This window comes from Comamonas sp. FG99 (assembly GCF_057808605.1).
In genome coordinates, this window is sequence record NZ_JBMDII010000065.1 from 1 (window position 1) to 16,622 (window position 16,622).

Below are 16,622 nucleotides of genomic sequence, written 5' to 3' on the forward strand. Positions count from 1 at the left end.
GCTCGGAGGCCACGGCCGGCACCGGCGCCACCACGGCGCGCACCGCATTGGCCATGCGTTGCAGCCAGCTCACAGGAATACCTCCGCCCTGCGGGCTGCGGTGCTATGAGCCTTCGGAGCGGCCGGGCGGCTCATGTCGGCGGCTGCTCCAGGTAGTGCGCCAGCGCGATGCGGTGCAGGCCCTGGCGGTCGATGCGCAGCACTTCGGCGCGCGGCGGCTGGGCATCGGTGTCCCAGTCGCTGAGCACCACGCGGCGATGGCCGGCATCGAGCATATGCTCGGCCGGGCGGTGGGTGTGGCCGTGGATCAGCGTATCGGCGCGGGCGGCATCGAGCCAGGCCAGGGCGGCGGCGCCGTCCACGTCGGCATAGATGGTTTCGCGCTGCTGGCGCGCGGCGCTTGCGCTGCGCATCTGGCCGGCGAGCTGGCGGCGCTGGGCCAGCGGCTGGGCCAGCAGCTGGGCCTGCCAGGCGCTGCTGCGCGCCAGCGTGCGAAAGCGCTGGTAGGGCAGATCATCGAGGCACAGCGCATCGCCGTGGCTGAGCAGGTAGCGCCGCCCAAGGAAGGCCAGCGGCGTGGGGTCGGGCAGCAGGCGCAGCGCGGCGGCCTGGGCGAAGGCTTCGCCGATCAGGAAGTCGCGGTTGCCGTGCATGAAAAACAGCGGGCGCTTGCGGGCGGCCGCGCGCAGCAGCGCGGCGCAGCGGGCCTCGAAACTGCCGCTCTCCAGCAGCGCATCGTCGCCCACCCAGGCCTCGAACAGGTCGCCGAGGATGAAGAGGGCGCTGGCGCTGCTGGCGCGCAGGTAGCGCTGCCAGTCTTCGAAGGTGCGGGGCTCCGACGGCTGCAGGTGCAGGTCGGAGATGATCTCGACGCTGCTCCAGCCGGCAGGAGCAGCGAGCTCGGCCATTGCCCCGAAAGCCGGTGTGTCGGTTGCAATGGCCATAGGGTGATTTACAGGGCCACGGCCTTTTCGATGACGACTTCTTCCTTGGGTACGTCCTGGTGCATGCCGCGGCTGCCGGTCTTCACGCCCTTGATCTGGTCGATCACTTCGGTGCCCTTGACCACCTTGCCGAACACCGCATAGCCCCAGCCCTGGCCGGTGGGCGAGGTGTGGTTCAGGAAGTCGTTGTTGGCCACGTTGACGAAGAACTGCGCGGTGGCCGAGTGCGGATCGCTGGTGCGGGCCATGGCGATGGTGTACTGGTCGTTCTTCAGGCCGTTGGCGGCCTCGTTCTGGATCGGGGCCTGGGTGGGCTTTTGGTCCATGCCCGAGGCAAAGCCGCCGCCCTGGATCATGAAGCCGTTGATCACGCGGTGGAAGATCGTGCCGTCGTAGTGGCCGCTGTTGACGTAGGCCAGGAAGTTCTCGGTCGACTTGGGGGCCTTGGCGGCGTCCAGCTCCAGCGTGATCACGCCGTAGTCCTTGATGTGCAGTTCGACTTGGGGGTTGCTCATGGTGCGGTTTCCTCGATGGATAAAAGTAGGGATCGGATTACTTCTTGACGACCGTGGCGGACTGGATCACCACCGCGGTCGTGGGCACGTTCTGGTGCGGGCCGCGGCTGCCGGTGGCCACAGCCTTGATCTTGTCGACCACGTCGCTGCCCTTGATGACCTTGCCGAACACCGCGTAGCCGTGGCCGTCGGGGCTGGGGGCGTTGAGCGAGTCGTTGTTCTTGACGTTGATGAAGAACTGCGCGGTGGCCGAGTTCGGGTCGCCGGTGCGGGCCATGGCGATGGTGTAGCTGTCGTTCTTCAGGCCGTTGGCGGCTTCGAGCGGGATCGGCGCGCGCGTGGGCTTTTGCTGCATGTCGGCGGTGAAGCCGCCGCCCTGGATCATGAAGCCGTTGATCACGCGGTGGAACACGGTGCCGTCGTAGAACTTGTCGTTCACGTACTGCAGGAAGTTCTCCACCGTCTTGGGAGCCTTTTGCGGCTCGAGCTCCACCACGATGTCGCCCAGCGAGGTGCTGAGCTTGACCTCGGGCTTGTCGGCCGCCTGCGCCGGCAGCGCGAGCACCGAGGCGAAGGCCAGGGCCGAGAGGGAGAGCAGGGTATGCCGTTTGCTGATCATGCAGGGATTCCTATGGAGAGGGCCAGGAGGGCAAAAGAGACGCGGGCGCCGATGCTAACGGAGTTATTTGGGGGCGCCGGGCGAATTCAAGGGGCGGGGGCAGGGTTTTTTTGCGCCGGGGCGGCGCCGCCGGCCTGCGCCGGCGGTGCGGACACCACCAGCTGCTGCAGGCTGTTGATCTTGGGCTGCAGGCGGGCCTGCTGCGCCGGGGCCAGCTGGATGGCCTGCGCGAAGGATTTCTGGGCGAGCTTGATGTAGATGTCGCCCAGGTTCTCGTGGGCGGTGGCGTACTGCGGATTGGCGCGGATCGCCGCCTGCAGCGCCGCGCTGGCCTTTTCGAGCTGGTTCTGGCTGGCGTAGAGCACGGCCAGGTTGTTGTAGGGCTCGGGCAGCTCGGGGTATTCCTGCGTCAGCTGGGTGTAGGTGGCGATGGCCTGGTCGGTGCGCCCGAGCTTGGCCTCGGCCATGCCGCGCAGAAAGCGCCACTGCGGATCGCGCGGGGCCTTGCCGGCCTTGTCGCTGATCTGCTCCAGCGCCTGCTCGGCGCGGCCGCTCTTGAGCAGCTTTTCGACGGCGCTGTATTCGTCGGCATGGGCCAGGGCCGCGCAGCACGCCAGGGCGAGGATGGCGAGCGGGCGCGGGAAATGGGCGAGGAGGCGATGGGTAGGGGCGAAGTGCATGAGGGGCAGTGTGTCACAGCCGGTGCATAGGCTGTGCGGCTTATACTTGCGGGCATTGTAGCGGCCGGCTTGCAGCTGTGGCCGCGCCGCCAAACCATTGTCTGACGCCGCGGCGGGCGCTGTCCCGGCCCGGTCTTTCCATCCATTTTCCATGAGCTTGCGTATCTATAACACGCTGTCGCGTGAGGTGCAGACGTTTACCCCGCTCACGCCGGGCCATGTGCGCATGTATGTGTGCGGCATGACGGTGTACGACTACTGCCACCTGGGGCATGCGCGCGCCATGGTCGCCTTCGACGTGGTGCAGCGCTGGCTGCGCGCCAGCGGCTACCAGCTGACCTATGTGCGCAACATCACCGACATCGACGACAAGATTATCCGGCGCGCGCTGGACAACGGCGAGACCATCCGCGGCCTGACCGACCGCATGATCGCCGCGCTGCACGAGGACGCCGATGCGCTGGGCATCGAGCGCCCCACGCACGAGCCGCGCGCCACCGAATACGTGCCGCAGATGCTGTCGCTGATCGACACCCTGCAGGGCAAGGGCCTGGCCTACCAGGCGCCGGGCGGCGACGTGAACTATGCGGTGCGCAAGTTCGCCGGCTACGGCAGGCTCTCGGGCAAGTCGCTCGACGACCTGCAGGCCGGCGAGCGCGTGGCGGTGCAAGAGGGCAAGGGCGATCCGCTGGATTTCGTGCTCTGGAAGCGGGCCAAGGACAGCGAGCCGGCCGAGGCCAAGTGGGCCAGCCGCTGGGGCGCGGGCCGCCCGGGCTGGCACATCGAGTGCTCGGCGATGAGCTGCGCGCTGCTGGGCGAGAGCTTCGACATCCACGGCGGCGGCGCCGACCTGCAGTTTCCCCACCACGAGAACGAGATCGCGCAAAGCGAGGGCGCCAGCGGCAAGCCGCTGGCGCAGGTGTGGATGCACAACGGCTTCATCAACGTGGACAACGAGAAGATGTCCAAGAGCCTGGGCAACTTCTTCACCATCCGCGACGTGCTCAAGGAGTTCGACGCGGAGACGGTGCGCTTTTTCATCGTGCGCAGCCACTACCGCAGCCCGCTGAACTACAGCGATGTGCACCTGGCCGACGCGCGCGCCGCGCTGCGCCGCCTGTACACCGCGCTGGCATCGGTGGCGGCGCAGCCGCAGCCATTGGCGCCGGCGGCCATCGACTGGGCCGAGCCGCATGCCGCGCGTTTCAAGGCCGCCATGGACGAGGACTTCGGCACGCCCGAGGCGGTGGCCGTGCTGTTCGAGCTGGCCGCCGAGCTCAACCGCAGCCGTTCGCCGCAGGCGGCCAGCCTGCTCAAGGGCCTGGGCGCGCTCTTGGGCCTGCTGCAGGCCGATCCCCAGCAATACCTGCAGGCTGGCGCCACGCTGGACGCCGCCGCCATCGAGGCGCGCATCGCCGCGCGCGCCGCGGCCAAGGCGGCGAAGAACTTCGCCGAGGCCGACCGCATCCGCGACGAGCTGCTGGCGCAGGGCATTGCGCTGAAAGACTCGGCCCAGGGCACGAGCTGGGCGTCTGTTTCGTGAATATGCGCTGCAGCGCCCGCTGGACGAGCGCTGGCAGCTATTGAAAAAGTAGTGATTCACCCGCTTGAGCGCCGGGGTGCGCTGCGGGTACACTGTCGGGCGTTTTCCAGGGGCCGCATGCCGGCCCCGCGAGGAGAGATATCTTGGCCAAAAGAACATTCTTGGACTTCGAGCAGCCGATCGCCGAGCTCGAAGCCAAAATCGACGAACTGCGCTATGTGCAGAACGAAAGCGCGGTCGACATCTCGGAAGAGATCGACCAGCTCAGCAAGAAGAGCCTGCAGCTCACCAAGGACATCTACGGCGAGCTCACGCCCTGGCAGATCACCAAGATCGCCCGCCACCCCGAGCGCCCGTACACCATGGACTATGTGCGCGAGATCTTCACCGATTTCGTCGAGCTGCACGGCGACCGCCACTTCGCGGACGATCTGTCCATCGTCGGCGGCCTGGCGCGCTTCAACGGCAATGCCTGCATGGTGCTCGGCCACCAGAAGGGGCGCGACACCAAGGAGCGCACGCTGCGCAACTTCGGCATGAGCAAGCCCGAGGGCTACCGCAAGGCGCTGCGCCTGATGAAGACCGCCGAGAAGTTCAAGCTGCCGGTGTTCACCTTCGTCGACACACCGGGCGCCTTTCCCGGCATCGACGCCGAGGAGCGCGGCCAGTCCGAGGCCATCGGCCGCAACATCTACGAGATGGCGCAGCTCGAAGTGCCGATCATCTCGACCATCATCGGCGAGGGCGGCTCGGGCGGCGCGCTCGGCATCTCGGTGGCCGACCAGGTGCTGATGCTGCAGTACTCGGTCTACGCCACCATCAGCCCCGAGGGCTGCGCCTCCATTTTGTGGAAGACCAGCGACAAGGCCCAGGAGGCCGCCGACGCCATGGGCATCACCGCGCACCGCCTCAAGGCGCTGGGCCTGGTCGACAAGATCGTGCACGAGCCGGTGGGCGGCGCGCACCGCGACCACAAACAGATGGCCGTGCTACTCAAGCGCGCGCTGGGCGATGCCTGGCGCCAGGTGGCCGATCTCAAGCCCAAGGAACTGCTCGACCGCCGCTATGCCCGCCTGCAAAGCTATGGCCGCTTCAACGACACCAAGGCAGAACACTAAAATAAAAATATAGCTGCCAGCGCTTGCTGCAAGCGGGTTTTAATATGAAAACTATTTGAAAACATTGCTGGTAAAGTGCTGTAAGCTCATTTTTTGGTAGCTGACTACCATATTGCCATGTTTGCACAAGCCTCCTTCGCGGAGGCTTTGTCTTATCGACCGACCATGCCCGCGAACCGCCTCACCGATGCCCTGGCCGAATGGAGTCCGCCGCTGCCGCTGGCGGTGGCCTTGAGCGGCGGCGCCGACTCCAGCGCGCTGCTGTGGGCCGCGCTGCGCCGCTGGCCGGGCCAGGTGGCGGCCATCCATGTGCACCACGGGCTGCAGGCGGCGGCCGATGCCTTCGCGGCGCATTGCGAAAGCCTGTGCGCCCGCTGGCAGGTACCGCTGGCGGTGGTGCGCGTCGACGCCCGGCACCAGGCCGGCCAAAGCCCGGAGGATGCGGCGCGCATCGCCCGCTACCGCGCGCTGGCGCAGGCTGCGCATCAGGGCGTGGGCGAGTTGCGGCCGCGCTCCATCGCGCTGGCCCAGCATGGCGACGACCAGGTGGAGACCGTGCTGCTGGCGCTGTCGCGCGGCGCCGGCGTGGCGGGGCTGGCCGGCATGCGGGCGCACTGGGAGCGCGACGGGTTGTACTGGTTTCGCCCGCTGCTCGCGCTGCACGCGGCCGGCATCCGCGCGGCGCTGCGCGAAGCCGGCGTGCCCTGGGTGGAAGACCCCACCAATGCCGATCCCGCCTTCACCCGCAATCGCATCCGCGCCCAGGTACTGCCGGCGCTGCAAGGGGCTTTCCCCGCCATCCGCACGACGCTGGCGCGCAGCGCCGCGCATGCGGCCGACGCCGCGCAGCTGCTGCAGGAGCTGGCCGGGCAAGACCTGGCGCTGGTCGGCGTGCCGCCCAACATCCGCGCGCTGCAGGCCCTGAACCCGCGGCGCCAGGCCAATGTGCTGCGCCACTGGCTCAGGCTGCACCACCAGACCACGCCCTCGGCGGCGCAGCTGCAGGAGCTGCTCAGGCAGCTCGCGCACTGCACCACGCGCGGGCACCGCATCCAGCTCAAGATGGGCCGGGGACAGCTCGAACGCCGGGGTGCAGTGATCGATTGGTACAATTAGCGGGTTTTGGTCTGAATAAAGACGAATCCGACGGCACGCCAAAACCATTTGCAGTAGTGCCGACCCCCGCGTTTCGTCATCCTGATATCCAATGGCATTGATCGTTCACAAATACGGCGGCACATCCATGGGCTCCACCGAGCGCATCCGCAATGTTGCCAAACGCGTCGCCAAATGGGCGCGCGCAGGCCACCAGATGGTGGTGGTGCCCAGCGCCATGAGTGGCGAAACCAACCGGCTGCTGGGCCTGGCCAGTGAGCTGGCGCCGGCCAAGGCCGACCAGTCCTACTACCGCGAGATGGACACGCTGGCCGCCACCGGCGAGCAGGCCTCGTCGGCGCTGCTGGCGATTGCGCTGCAGGCCGAAGGCATGCAATCGGTGAGCTATGCCGGCTGGCAGGTGCCGATCCGCACCGACAGCAGCTACACCAAGGCGCGCATCGACTCCATCGACGACAAGCGCGTCAAGAACGATCTGGACCAGGGCAAGGTGGTCATCGTCACCGGCTTCCAGGGCGTGGATGCCGACGGCAACATCACCACGCTGGGCCGCGGCGGCTCCGACACCTCGGCCGTGGCCGTGGCCGCGGCGCTGAAGGCCGCCGAATGCCTGATCTACACCGACGTGGACGGCGTCTACACCACCGATCCGCGCGTGGTGCAAAGCGCCCGCCGCCTGAAGACGGTGAGCTTCGAGGAAATGCTGGAGATGGCCAGCCTCGGCAGCAAGGTGCTGCAAATCCGCTCGGTGGAATTCGCCGGCAAGTACAAAGTGCCCATGCGCGTGCTCTCCAGCTTCACGCCCTGGGATATCGCACTGGATGAAGAAGCCCAGTCCGGTACCTTGATCACCTTTGAGGAAGACGAAAAAATGGAAAAGGCCGTCGTGTCCGGCATCGCATTCAACCGCAGCGAAGCCAAAATCTCCGTCCTGGGCGTGCCCGACACCCCCGGCATCGCCTACCAGATCCTGGGCCCGGTGGCCGAGGCGAACATCGATGTCGACGTGATCCTGCAAAACATCAGCAAGGACGGCAAGACCGATTTCAGCTTCACCGTCAGCCAGGGCGACTACAACCGCACCATCGAGCTGCTGCGCGAGAAGGTCGTGCCCCAGCTGGGCGCGCAGGAAGTCATCGGCAACCCGAACATCTGCAAGGTCAGCATCGTGGGCATCGGCATGCGCAGCCACGTGGGCGTGGCCAGCACCATGTTCCGCGCGCTGAGCGAAGAGGGCATCAACATCCAGATGATCTCCACCTCGGAGATCAAGACCTCCGTCGTGATCGACGAGAAGTACCTGGAGCTGGCGGTGCGCGCCCTGCATACGGCTTTTGGGCTGGATGCCAGCGATTTGCCGAAAGAGGCCTGAATTTCGGGTTAGAATAGCCGGATTGGAGACGTGACCGAGTGGCCGAAGGTGCTCCCCTGCTAAGGGAGTATGGGGTGTAGAGCCTCATCGAGGGTTCGAATCCCTCCGTCTCCGCCAAACAAGAAGCCCCAGGCAGTGAATCTGCCTGGGGCTTTTTTGTATGCGTTTTCTGCTTGCCGAACTGCCCGGCCGTCAATGAGAGCGTACGGGCGCGGCGGCCGTGCTGGGCATCTCGGCGCCCTTGAGGATGATATGGATCACCGAGCTGGGGCCGTGCGCGTTCACCGTGGAGTTCAGCGCCAGCGCGGGGAACACGCCGTCGTAGCCCTTGCCCGGGGTGCGGTGGCAGGCGGCGCAGTTGTGCACGAAGAGCGGCGCGCCCGCATCCTTGGCCGTGCCGCCGAACATGGTCTTGGCCGCGGCATCGTCATAGGCCAGCTCGTCGATTACAGCACGCAAGGCATTCAGCCCATGCGCTTCTTGGCAATCCTGTCCAGCAGCCGTGCAATTTCATCGTCCCCGAAGTCTGGCCCTTGCGTGATGAGCCGGTCCAGCTGGCATGAGGACTGGTCCAGCGCGTCGGTGGAGACTGCCCGCGACAAGGCCTCCAGGTAATCCAGCCCGGCCAGCAGATCCTTTCGCTGCTGTGCGTCGATACCGCCAGTGGTGGCAATCATGCTCAAGGTGCTGTCCATGAGCGCGAGGGCTCGGATCACGTCCGGCTCCTCGATTTCCATTTCCTCAAGGGATACGGCCTTGGCCGTCACGAACAACAGCCGGCCGAGCACTCCGGCTATGTCGGTGGTGTCATTGCTGGATGCGCAAAGCGCATCGCCCAAGCCCAGCAGGCCCTCGAAGTGCCTGCGAAAGACGGCATGCCGCACGGCATGGATGACCGTGGAGCCTTTCTTTCGTGCCGGACGCCGCTGCTGCTTGTCCTTCGCGAGGGCCCGCCTTTGCGACCGGCTCAGCTGCGGTGTGGCCGCTACCATCCAAGAACCTCCGAACTACTTGATTGCCCTTGCATCGACCAGCATGCCCGGCGCGAGTCCAGCGCGTTCATGTTGGCCTCGGCCTGAGCCCGATGGTAGGAGGCCGGGACTTTCGCCCAGCTTTCATTGGGCCATCGGGGATTCCCCGAGAAGCTGTTGGCTTGCTCGGCCTATCCCTGGTGCAGTTCGTTGCGGATGCGGCGCTTGGCGATGCGCAGGGCTGCCGCATCGGCCTCGGCCTTGCTGGCATGGTGTTCGGCGTGCACCACATCCTGCAGCTTGGCGCCAGACGAGGCGAGCGCCAATGAGGCATGCGGCCACCAGGCGCCGGGCAGCCCGTCGCGTTCGAATGAATCCAGCGTGATGTGCACGCCCATGAAAAGGGTGGTGGTCATGACCGTCCTCGGGATATTGCCCAACCAGCTTGCAGCTCCAGAAGAGGCGCCTGCAGTTTATTCCGTATCCATGCTCGATTCCGGCTGCGAGCCCTTTGGCCATGGATGCCTGCAAGGCCTATGTGCATCAAATCGCAAACCATTGTTAATCAATATTGGCTATCAATTTACAAAAAACAGTCAATTAAATATATTAATTAATCAATTTGTATTTTTAGATACGGCCAATCGTTGGCTGAATTCAATGGAAGACAACATGAGACAACTTTCCATCTCCAAGGGGCGTCGCCACGGGCATTTTGCGTTGCACGCAATGCAAACGGCCTGCTCGCTCGCGGTGGGCCTCGCGGCAGTGCATGCCGGTGCCACCACCTATGTGTATGTTGGCCAGCCCTATGCGGACGTGTCCTATCCCACCGATGCCAGCGGCCCCAACGATCCCAACAGCAACCCCATCATCTCGGGGCCGGCGCCTGCGCCGTACTACGCTACGATGCGGGTCCTGGGGCGCTTCGAGACCGCTTCGCGCTTGGCTGGCAACATGGCGGCTACGCAAATTGAGAACCAGATCCAAAGCTGGAATTTCAGCGATGGCCTGTTGAGCTACACGCCTGCCAACAGCGTTTTTGTTCCGTCGGTGTCGGACCCCTCGTCCTCGACGAATATCAGTGGCTCGACGGTGACTACCGACAGCCTGGGCAATGTCAATGGTTCGTTCATATGGCTTTACTCTCCGGCGCCGCCGCATGCAGTAGGCCAAAAAATCAATACCTTGATGATGGTGGTGAACATGCAGGCATTGGACCCCAACGCCCAAGGAAGCGGTGCGGAGGCCATTGCAAATCAGGCGACCTGTGTCTCCGGTCCGCAGCCGAATGCAGGCAATCTGTGCGGAAATGCCACGTTACCGGCTACTGCCTTCTTCATCGGTACGGTTCCTGGCACCTGGTCGAGTTTCGACCCCGTACCCGGCAGCGGCCAAACCACGGCGGGCAGCAATGCGGTGGCGATGCCCAACATCGCCGCCAGCGACGGAGTCAACGGCGCTCCAGCCACGGTGGGATCGGGCGGCTCCGCCATCGTGTCGCCGCTGCCCACTTGGCCTGCAGGCATCAGCTTGGACCCGGCCAGCGGGGCGGTGAACGTAGCCGCATCGGTTGCGGCGGGCACCTATTCGCTGCCCTACCGGCTTTGCGACAGCCAGTCGCCCTTGGCCTGTGTGGACACCACGGCCACCGTGGTCGTCAGGCCGGCAACCAACCCGCCAGGCCCCGCCACGGCCACTCCGGTGCCCGCGCTGGATGGCAAGGGCCTGCTGCTCACTGCATTGGGCCTGGGCGGCCTGGCGGCTCTGTTCATGCGCCGGCGCAGGAGCTAGAGGCAAGGTCTTGCGAGGCGCGCGCGGCCCATTGCTCAAGGCTTCGATTCCTGGGCGTCATGCAGGGAGTACCGAGCATGGGGGCGGTTGGTGGTTTTGCCAAGCCGTGGACGGAGATCGCTCCGCTACACTGCTGCAGGGCCTTAGAATTTCAACCGTCCAACCACATACGAGGATAGCCATGACCAAGACCAATCCGGCAGACGAGACCAATACCAAGGCGGCCGATCCCGCCACCAATCCGTTCGGCGATCTGGGCAAGCTGGTGGAGCAGTTCAAGCTTCCCGGTGTGGACATGAATGCCATCGTCGAATCCCGGCGCAAGGATGTGCAAGCGCTGATGGCGACCAACAAGGCCATGCTGGATTCGCTGCAGGAGCTGGCCAAGAAGCAGGCGGATGTCTTTGCCCAGGCGATGCACAGCGCGCAGGAGCATGTCCAGTCGCTTGCCAAGGGCGGCAAGCTGCCGGACCTTTCCGCGCAGTCGGAGTTCGCCCGCAAGGCGTACGAAAAGGCCGTGGCCGACATGAACGAGTTGGCCGCGATGGCGCGCAAGGCGCAATCCGAGGCCATGGCGGCCATCACCCAGCGGGCCCAGCAAAGCGTCGAGGAAATGAAAAAGTTCGGCCAGCGCAAGTGATGGCCCGAGGGGGGCCGCCAGCGTGGCAAGGGCGGCCTTTGGCGAAGCCTGCTACGCTGTAGGCCATCCCCAGCTCAGTTGGAAACCATGACTGCTTTCACCGACGCATTCCGGGCCGAGGTTCTGCGCATGGCGCGCAAGGAAATCAAGGCCGAACTCCAAACCCTGCGCAAGAGCGCTGCCGCGCAGCGCTCCGAGATCGCGGTGCTGAAAAAAGAGGTGAAGGCGCTGCAGGCCCAGGTGAAAGGCCTGCAAAAGCCGGCCGCGCGCGAGATCCGGCCCGGCAGCGATGCCGCTCAGCCAGGCGCGGCGGCGCAGCGGCGCAAGCGCAGCTATCGGTTCAGTGCAGAGGCGCTGGTGGCCAAGCGCGAGCAGCTGGGGATCACGCAACAGGCCATGGCAGCCCTGCTCGAAGCATCTGCGCTTTCGGTCGGCCGGTGGGAGGCGGGCAAGGTGGCGCCGCGCGCCGCGCAGCTGGAGCGTATCCAGATGGTGCTCAAAATGGGCAAGCGGGAAGCCAAGGCCAAGCTGCAGGGGTAGCTCCTGCCGGGGGGCATCCTGCACTGCTTCATCGCCCGCTACCGAAACCGCACCACCCGGCCCGCGCTGCGCCCGCGCTCGGGCGCCAATGGCTCGGCCCCGGTATAGATCGCCCTGGGGCGAATCAGCTGGCCTGACGCGCGCTGCTCCAGCGCGTGGGCGATCCAGCCAACGGTGCGGCCCAGCGCAAACAGCGTGAAGGCCGCGCCGGCGGGCAGGCGCAAGGCGCGCTGCACGGCCACCAGCGCATAGTCGAGGCTGGGATGCAGGCCGGTGTGGGCATGGACCTGGTCGACCAGGCGCTGGCGGCTGCCCTCTGGCGGCAACAGCCGCAGCAGTGCCTGGCTGCGCGGGTCGCCCTGCGGATACAGCGGGTGGCCGAAGCCGGCGCAGTAGTGGGGCTTGCCGCCCAGCAGGGTTTGCTGCAGCAGCGCTGTGAGCGCCGGGGCGATGGAATCATGCGCATGCCATTCGTCCCATTGCCGCTCGATCAGCTGCGTCATGCCGCCATGCAGCGGGCCCGACAGCGCGGCCAGGCCCGCGCCCACGCTGGCATGCAGGCTGGCGCCGGTGGACGCGACCACCCGCGCGGCAAAGCTCGATGCGTTCAGTTCGTGGTCGGCGCACAGCACCAGCGCCTGGCGCAGGATGCCGGCCGCGGCATCGTCCAGCCGCCAGTGTTGCTGCAGGCGCTGGTGCGCGGGCAGCGAAGAGGGCGGCGGGGCGCCGAGCAGCGCGCCGCACATGGCCTGCAGCAAGGCCAGGGGCTGGTCGGCCGGCGCGGCAGCATGCCATGCGGCCAGCGCCGCCGCCGGCGATGGCAGTGCGCCGGCGGCAGCCTGGGCCGTGGCCCGGATGGTGGCTTTGGGGGTGGCCTGGGGGGCGGACTCTGCGTGCACCGCGGCATCGGCACCGTTCCACAGCCATTGCGCGGTCTGCTCCAGCGTGGCGTGCTCGGCCCATGGCACCGCATCGCTGCCTCGGTAGTACAGGCGGCCAGCGCGCACCAGGGTGATCGCCGAGGGCAGCACGGGCTGGCCCCAGTCGAGCGTGGATTGGGCCAGCCTTGCCGGGCTGCGCACGGCCTGGCGCTGGCGGGCCAGCCGCAGCACGTCGCTTTGCAGGTAGCGGCTGCCGCGTTCGCCGGGCATCTTCTGCGCCCGCAGCAGGCCGCGGCTGACATAGCTGTACAGGCTGTTGCGGCGCACGGCCAGCAGGGCGGCGGCGGCCTCGGCCGACAGCCAGGGCGAATCCGCTTTGGGGGATGGTGGCTTCACGCTGCGCATTCTGCGCCGATTCTGAATTGTGGTGGCGATGTGGATTGGCCCGATCAAGATTGACGGCGGCGGCGCCGGCCGGCTCCAATGCAGCCATCTACCGCAAGGAATGCCGCCATGAACACCGCTGCTATCGCCCCGCCATCGCCGGCTACCGTGCTCCAGACCCTGTGGCTTGGCCTTGCCCTCGATGCCCAGGCCCTGGGCCGCGCGCATCTCAGCGGCTCCAACCGGCGCCTGCCCAGCAGCTTTGCGGTGGGTGCGGCCGCGCAGGCGAGCGTGGCCGCGGCGGCGCTCGCTGCCACCGAAATAGGCGCGCTGCGCCAGCCTGGCCTGCCGGCGCAGGAGGTTGGCGTGGCCATGGAGCACGCGCTGGCAGAGACCACCGCCTTCTTCACGCTGGATGGCGCGCGGCCGTCGATCTGGGCGCCCGTATCGGGCCTGTATGCCTGCGGCTCGGCCATAGGGCAGCCGGGCTGGGTGCGCATCCATGCCAATTTCGAGCACCACCGCGACGGCGCGCTGCGCCTGCTGGGCCTGCCGCCCGGTGAGCAGACGCCACGGCAGCAGGTGGCGCAGGCTTTGCAGTCGTGGAATGCTTTCGATTTTGAAGCGCAGGCCACCGCCGCCGGCCTGGTGGTGGCCGCGGCGCGCAGCGCGCAGGAGTGGGCGCAGCACCCGCACGGCGCTGCCCTGCGGGCGCAGCCGCTGGTGCGCATCACGCAAGTCGATGCCGACAGCCCCGCAGCTCCACGTGCCTGGCCGGCTCTCGCGCCAGATGCCCTGCCGCTTTCGGGCCTGCGCATGCTCGATCTCACGCGCATCCTGGCCGGGCCGGTGGCGGCGCGCACGCTGGCCGCCCATGGCGCCGAGGTGCTGATGATCAATGGGCCGCAGCTGCCGAACATCGAATCCATCGCCGACATGAGCCGCGGCAAGCGCTCGGCGCTGCTGGATTTGAAGACGCCCGCCGGCCTGGCGCAGCTGCGGCAGCTGCTGGCGGGCGCCCATGTGTTTGTGCAGGGCTACCGCCCCGGCAGCCTGCAGGCGCTGGGCCTGGGCGTGGACGAGGTGGCGCGGCTTGGGCCCGGCATCGTCCATGCCAGCCTGTCGGCCTATGGGCGCAGCGGCCCCTGGGCCGACAAGCGCGGCTTCGACTCGCTGGTGCAGACCGCATCCGGCATCAACCTGGCCGAGGCCCGCGCCTTTGGCGAAGCCACGCCCCGGGCCCTGCCCATGCAGATCCTGGACTATGGCGCCGGCTTTCTGCTGGCCTTTGGTGTGCAGGCGGCGCTGCTGCGCCAGGCGCTGCAGGGCGGCACCTGGCATGTCGAAGTGTCGCTGGCGCGGGTGGCGCAGTGGCTGGTGGAGCTGGGGCGCCTGCCGGTGGCGCAGGTGGCGGATGCCGGCGGAGACTGGCTGCAGCCCTACCTGGAGACCACCGAGAGCGGCTTTGGCCGGCTGTGCGCGGTGCGGCCCAGCGCGCAGCTGTCGCGCACGCCGGCGAGCCTGCGCCGCCCATCTGTCCCGCCAGGAACCGACCAGCCGCTCTGGTTGGAGCATCCGTACGATAATGGCGGGCTATGAGCGGAAACACCTTTGGCACCCTGTTTACTGTCACCAATTTTGGCGAATCGCACGGCCCGGCCGTCGGTTGCGTGATCGACGGCTGCCCGCCTGGCATGCAGCTGTGCGAGGCCGACATCCAGCACGAGCTCGATCGCCGCCGCCCCGGCACCAGCCGGCACGTGACGCAGCGCAACGAGGCCGACCAGGTCGAGATCCTGTCGGGCGTGTACGAGGGCAAGACCACCGGCACGCCGATCGGTCTCTTGATCCGCAACACCGACCAGCGCAGCAAGGATTATTCCAACATCGCCCAGAGCTTTCGCCCCGGCCATGCGGACTATGCCTACTGGCACAAGTACGGCATCCGCGATCCGCGTGGCGGCGGGCGCTCGTCGGCGCGGCTGACCGCGCCCACCGTGGCCGCCGGCGCCGTAGCGCGCAAATGGCTCAAGGAGCGGTTCGGCACCGAGTTGCGCGCCTGCATGCTGCAGCTGGGCGAGCTGCCGATCCCCTTCGAGAGCTGGGAGCATGTGCCGAACAATCCCTTCTATGCGCCGGTGGCCGATGTGCAGCAGTACGAGGACTACATGGATGCGCTGCGCAAGTCGGGCGATTCCTGCGGCGCGCTGATCCGCGTGCAGGCCAGCAAGGTGCCCGTGGGCCTGGGCGAGCCGCTGTACGACAAGCTCGATGCCGACATCGCCTACGCGATGATGGGGCTGAACGCGGTCAAGGCGGTGGAGATCGGCGCCGGTTTCGACGCGGTGACGCAGCGCGGCACCATGCACGGCGACTCGCTCAGCCCGCAGGGCTTTCGCAGCAACAATGCCGGCGGCATCCTGGGCGGCATCAGCACCGGCCAGGACATCGAGGTGCGCATCGCGATCAAGCCCACCAGCTCCATCATCAGCCCGCGCGAGTCCATCGACGTTCATGGCAACAGCACCGAGGTATCTACCCGCGGCCGCCACGACCCCTGCGTGGGCATCCGCGCCGCGCCGATTGCCGAGGCGCTGCTGGCCATGGTGCTGATGGACCATGCGCTGCGCCACCGCGCGCAGAACGCCGATGTGAAGCTGGACGTGGGGCCGATCGCGGCCGCGGCGCCGCGCGGCTAGAAGCCGCAGCCGTGGCTACCGAGACGCCGCGCGCAGTGCGGGGCGGGTGTCAGGCTGGCTGGATCCAGTTCTCCACTTGCAGCGCGGGCACACGAGTGAATTCGGCCATGTTGTTGGTTACCACCACCAGCCCTTCGCTGCGGGCATGGGCGGCGATGTGCAGATCATTGACGCCGATGGGTTGGCCCTGCTTTTCCAGCGTTGCACGGATCGCACCGTAGTGCTGCGCGGCCTTTGGACCGTAAGGCAAGACCTCCAGGCGGCTGCAGAAGTCTTCGATGGCAGCCAGATTGACGCTGATCTGGCTGCTTTTTTCTGCGCCGTGCATCAGTTCCGCCAGGGTGATTGCCGAGATGGCCATGCGGCTGGCATGAGCATTGAAATGCGCCAGCACCTCGATGGGCCGCCGCTTGAGCACATAGATGACGATGTTCGTATCAAGCAGGTAGCGCAGCATCACAAAGATTCCCGCTCCGCCGCGGACTGCTCGGCGCGCTCGGGCAGAAAGTCGTCGCTGACGGCGGGACCGTTCAGAAAGAAACTGTCCCAACTCTGATCCACGGGAGAGATGATGCGTTCGCTGCCATTGGCGCGCACTTGCACCTGGCGTATGCCTTCGGGCAGGCGCAGTTCCAGCGGCAGGCGCACGGCCTGGGTCCGGTTGTTGGTGAAGACGGTGCTGAGAGCCATGAACAATCCTCCGCTATATGTATAGTGCGATTGTATATTGCGGTGTGAAAGCTGCACATTCATGTATTGACCCACTAAAAACCTGCACAGGTCCTAAACTTGAAGAAAGGACCTGA

General features: G+C 66.6%; 19 protein-coding genes and 1 tRNA gene. 10 read left to right on the top strand and 10 right to left on the bottom strand.

Annotation, left to right across the window (positions count from 1 at the left end):
* Positions 1-131: 131 nt before the first annotated feature.
* The 4 genes from ACODRX_RS25045 to ACODRX_RS25060 form a co-directional block, all read right to left on the bottom strand.
* Positions 132-944 (bottom strand): UDP-2,3-diacylglucosamine diphosphatase, encoded by an 813-nt coding sequence (locus ACODRX_RS25045; protein WP_488874266.1) that lies wholly within the window; start codon positions 942-944, stop codon positions 132-134.
* Positions 945-952: 8 nt separating this feature from the next.
* Positions 953-1,459, bottom strand: coding sequence for a peptidylprolyl isomerase (locus ACODRX_RS25050; RefSeq protein ID WP_488874267.1), 507 nt, complete (start codon positions 1,457-1,459; stop codon positions 953-955).
* A gap of 37 nt (positions 1,460-1,496) precedes the next feature.
* Positions 1,497-2,078, bottom strand: coding sequence for a peptidylprolyl isomerase (locus tag ACODRX_RS25055; RefSeq protein ID WP_488874268.1), 582 nt, complete (start codon positions 2,076-2,078; stop codon positions 1,497-1,499).
* Positions 2,079-2,164: 86 nt separating this feature from the next.
* Positions 2,165-2,758: a tetratricopeptide repeat protein gene (locus tag ACODRX_RS25060; protein ID WP_488874269.1), complete on the bottom strand. Its 594-nt coding sequence runs from the start codon at positions 2,756-2,758 to the stop codon at positions 2,165-2,167.
* A gap of 151 nt (positions 2,759-2,909) precedes the next feature.
* Here ACODRX_RS25060 and cysS point away from each other — a divergent pair, with 151 nt between their 5' ends.
* The 5 genes from cysS (at position 2,910) to ACODRX_RS25085 (ending at position 8,024) form a co-directional block, all read left to right on the top strand.
* Entirely contained in the window at positions 2,910-4,301 is a 1,392-nt protein-coding gene (gene cysS, locus ACODRX_RS25065) for a cysteine--tRNA ligase (RefSeq protein WP_488874270.1), read from the top strand.
* 143 nt (positions 4,302-4,444) lie between these two features.
* On the top strand, positions 4,445-5,419 hold the full coding sequence (locus ACODRX_RS25070; protein ID WP_488874271.1) for an acetyl-CoA carboxylase carboxyltransferase subunit alpha: 975 nt from the start codon (positions 4,445-4,447) through the stop codon (positions 5,417-5,419).
* Positions 5,420-5,584: 165 nt separating this feature from the next.
* Complete coding sequence (gene tilS, locus ACODRX_RS25075) at positions 5,585-6,535, top strand: tRNA lysidine(34) synthetase TilS (protein ID WP_488874272.1); 951 nt, start codon at positions 5,585-5,587, stop codon at positions 6,533-6,535.
* A 91-nt stretch (positions 6,536-6,626) separates the two neighbouring features.
* On the top strand, positions 6,627-7,907 hold the full coding sequence (locus ACODRX_RS25080; protein ID WP_488874273.1) for an aspartate kinase: 1,281 nt from the start codon (positions 6,627-6,629) through the stop codon (positions 7,905-7,907).
* A 24-nt stretch (positions 7,908-7,931) separates the two neighbouring features.
* Positions 7,932-8,024 (top strand) — tRNA-Ser (locus ACODRX_RS25085).
* A gap of 75 nt (positions 8,025-8,099) precedes the next feature.
* Here the strand turns inward: ACODRX_RS25085 and ACODRX_RS25090 are convergent.
* The 3 genes from ACODRX_RS25090 to ACODRX_RS25100 form a co-directional block, all read right to left on the bottom strand.
* The gene (locus ACODRX_RS25090; RefSeq protein WP_488874274.1) at positions 8,100-8,366 is read right to left on the bottom strand and encodes a c-type cytochrome; all 267 of its coding nucleotides are present in this window, start codon (positions 8,364-8,366) and stop codon (positions 8,100-8,102) included.
* A gap of 5 nt (positions 8,367-8,371) precedes the next feature.
* Positions 8,372-8,899 (bottom strand): hypothetical protein, encoded by a 528-nt coding sequence (locus ACODRX_RS25095; RefSeq protein ID WP_488874275.1) that lies wholly within the window; start codon positions 8,897-8,899, stop codon positions 8,372-8,374.
* Positions 8,900-9,069: 170 nt separating this feature from the next.
* Positions 9,070-9,294, bottom strand: a complete 225-nt coding sequence (locus ACODRX_RS25100; RefSeq protein ID WP_488874276.1) for a hypothetical protein — start codon at positions 9,292-9,294, stop codon at positions 9,070-9,072.
* Between ACODRX_RS25100 and ACODRX_RS25105 the strand changes: the two genes are divergently transcribed.
* The 3 genes from ACODRX_RS25105 (at position 9,287) to ACODRX_RS25115 (ending at position 11,852) form a co-directional block, all read left to right on the top strand.
* Complete coding sequence (locus tag ACODRX_RS25105) at positions 9,287-10,672, top strand: hypothetical protein (RefSeq protein ID WP_488874277.1); 1,386 nt, start codon at positions 9,287-9,289, stop codon at positions 10,670-10,672. The genes ACODRX_RS25100 and ACODRX_RS25105 overlap by 8 nt on opposite strands.
* A gap of 181 nt (positions 10,673-10,853) precedes the next feature.
* Complete coding sequence (locus tag ACODRX_RS25110; RefSeq protein ID WP_488874278.1) at positions 10,854-11,312, top strand: phasin family protein; 459 nt, start codon at positions 10,854-10,856, stop codon at positions 11,310-11,312.
* Between the two features lie 87 nt (positions 11,313-11,399).
* Positions 11,400-11,852 carry a helix-turn-helix domain-containing protein gene (locus tag ACODRX_RS25115; RefSeq protein ID WP_488874279.1) on the top strand — a complete coding sequence of 151 codons (453 nt, stop codon included), beginning with the start codon at positions 11,400-11,402 and terminating at the stop codon, positions 11,850-11,852.
* 38 nt (positions 11,853-11,890) lie between these two features.
* Here ACODRX_RS25115 and ACODRX_RS25120 read toward each other — a convergent pair whose 3' ends face one another.
* A complete protein-coding gene (locus ACODRX_RS25120) occupies positions 11,891-13,129 on the bottom strand; it encodes a citrate synthase (protein WP_488874280.1) in 1,239 nt (412 codons plus the stop codon).
* A gap of 117 nt (positions 13,130-13,246) precedes the next feature.
* Between ACODRX_RS25120 and ACODRX_RS25125 the strand changes: the two genes are divergently transcribed.
* Positions 13,247-14,716 carry a CoA transferase gene (locus ACODRX_RS25125; RefSeq protein ID WP_488874281.1) on the top strand — a complete coding sequence of 490 codons (1,470 nt, stop codon included), beginning with the start codon at positions 13,247-13,249 and terminating at the stop codon, positions 14,714-14,716.
* The gene (gene aroC, locus ACODRX_RS25130; RefSeq protein WP_488874282.1) at positions 14,713-15,816 is read left to right on the top strand and encodes a chorismate synthase; all 1,104 of its coding nucleotides are present in this window, start codon (positions 14,713-14,715) and stop codon (positions 15,814-15,816) included. Before ACODRX_RS25125 ends, aroC begins: the two co-directional genes overlap by 4 nt.
* Positions 15,817-15,865: 49 nt before the next feature.
* On the opposite strand, the gene vapC is transcribed toward aroC, so the two are convergent.
* Together vapC and vapB are read right to left on the bottom strand one after the other, a co-directional pair.
* Entirely contained in the window at positions 15,866-16,273 is a 408-nt protein-coding gene (gene vapC, locus ACODRX_RS25135) for a type II toxin-antitoxin system tRNA(fMet)-specific endonuclease VapC (RefSeq protein ID WP_488874283.1), read from the bottom strand.
* Positions 16,273-16,506 (bottom strand): type II toxin-antitoxin system VapB family antitoxin, encoded by a 234-nt coding sequence (vapB, locus tag ACODRX_RS25140; RefSeq protein WP_488874284.1) that lies wholly within the window; start codon positions 16,504-16,506, stop codon positions 16,273-16,275. The genes vapC and vapB overlap by 1 nt, the downstream gene beginning before the upstream one ends.
* Between the last annotated feature and the right edge of the window lie 116 nt (positions 16,507-16,622).

Excerpts from the sequence above, each read along its gene's own strand:
- vapC (WP_488874283.1), bottom strand. The coding sequence starts at position 16,273 with ATGCTGCGCTACCTGCTTGATACGAACATCGTCATCTATGTGCTCAAG.
- ACODRX_RS25100 (WP_488874276.1), bottom strand. The coding sequence starts at position 9,294 with ATGACCACCACCCTTTTCATGGGCGTGCACATCACGCTGGATTCATTC.
- tilS (WP_488874272.1), top strand. The coding sequence starts at position 5,585 with ATGCCCGCGAACCGCCTCACCGATGCCCTGGCCGAATGGAGTCCGCCG.
- ACODRX_RS25110 (WP_488874278.1), top strand. The coding sequence starts at position 10,854 with ATGACCAAGACCAATCCGGCAGACGAGACCAATACCAAGGCGGCCGAT.
- aroC (WP_488874282.1), top strand. The coding sequence starts at position 14,713 with ATGAGCGGAAACACCTTTGGCACCCTGTTTACTGTCACCAATTTTGGC.
- ACODRX_RS25055 (WP_488874268.1), bottom strand. The coding sequence starts at position 2,078 with ATGATCAGCAAACGGCATACCCTGCTCTCCCTCTCGGCCCTGGCCTTC.
- cysS (WP_488874270.1), top strand. The coding sequence starts at position 2,910 with ATGAGCTTGCGTATCTATAACACGCTGTCGCGTGAGGTGCAGACGTTT.
- ACODRX_RS25125 (WP_488874281.1), top strand. The coding sequence starts at position 13,247 with ATGAACACCGCTGCTATCGCCCCGCCATCGCCGGCTACCGTGCTCCAG.
- ACODRX_RS25060 (WP_488874269.1), bottom strand. The coding sequence starts at position 2,758 with ATGCACTTCGCCCCTACCCATCGCCTCCTCGCCCATTTCCCGCGCCCG.
- ACODRX_RS25080 (WP_488874273.1), top strand. The coding sequence starts at position 6,627 with ATGGCATTGATCGTTCACAAATACGGCGGCACATCCATGGGCTCCACC.
- ACODRX_RS25115 (WP_488874279.1), top strand. The coding sequence starts at position 11,400 with ATGACTGCTTTCACCGACGCATTCCGGGCCGAGGTTCTGCGCATGGCG.
- ACODRX_RS25095 (WP_488874275.1), bottom strand. The coding sequence starts at position 8,899 with ATGGTAGCGGCCACACCGCAGCTGAGCCGGTCGCAAAGGCGGGCCCTC.
- ACODRX_RS25050 (WP_488874267.1), bottom strand. The coding sequence starts at position 1,459 with ATGAGCAACCCCCAAGTCGAACTGCACATCAAGGACTACGGCGTGATC.
- vapB (WP_488874284.1), bottom strand. The coding sequence starts at position 16,506 with ATGGCTCTCAGCACCGTCTTCACCAACAACCGGACCCAGGCCGTGCGC.
- ACODRX_RS25045 (WP_488874266.1), bottom strand. The coding sequence starts at position 944 with ATGGCCATTGCAACCGACACACCGGCTTTCGGGGCAATGGCCGAGCTC.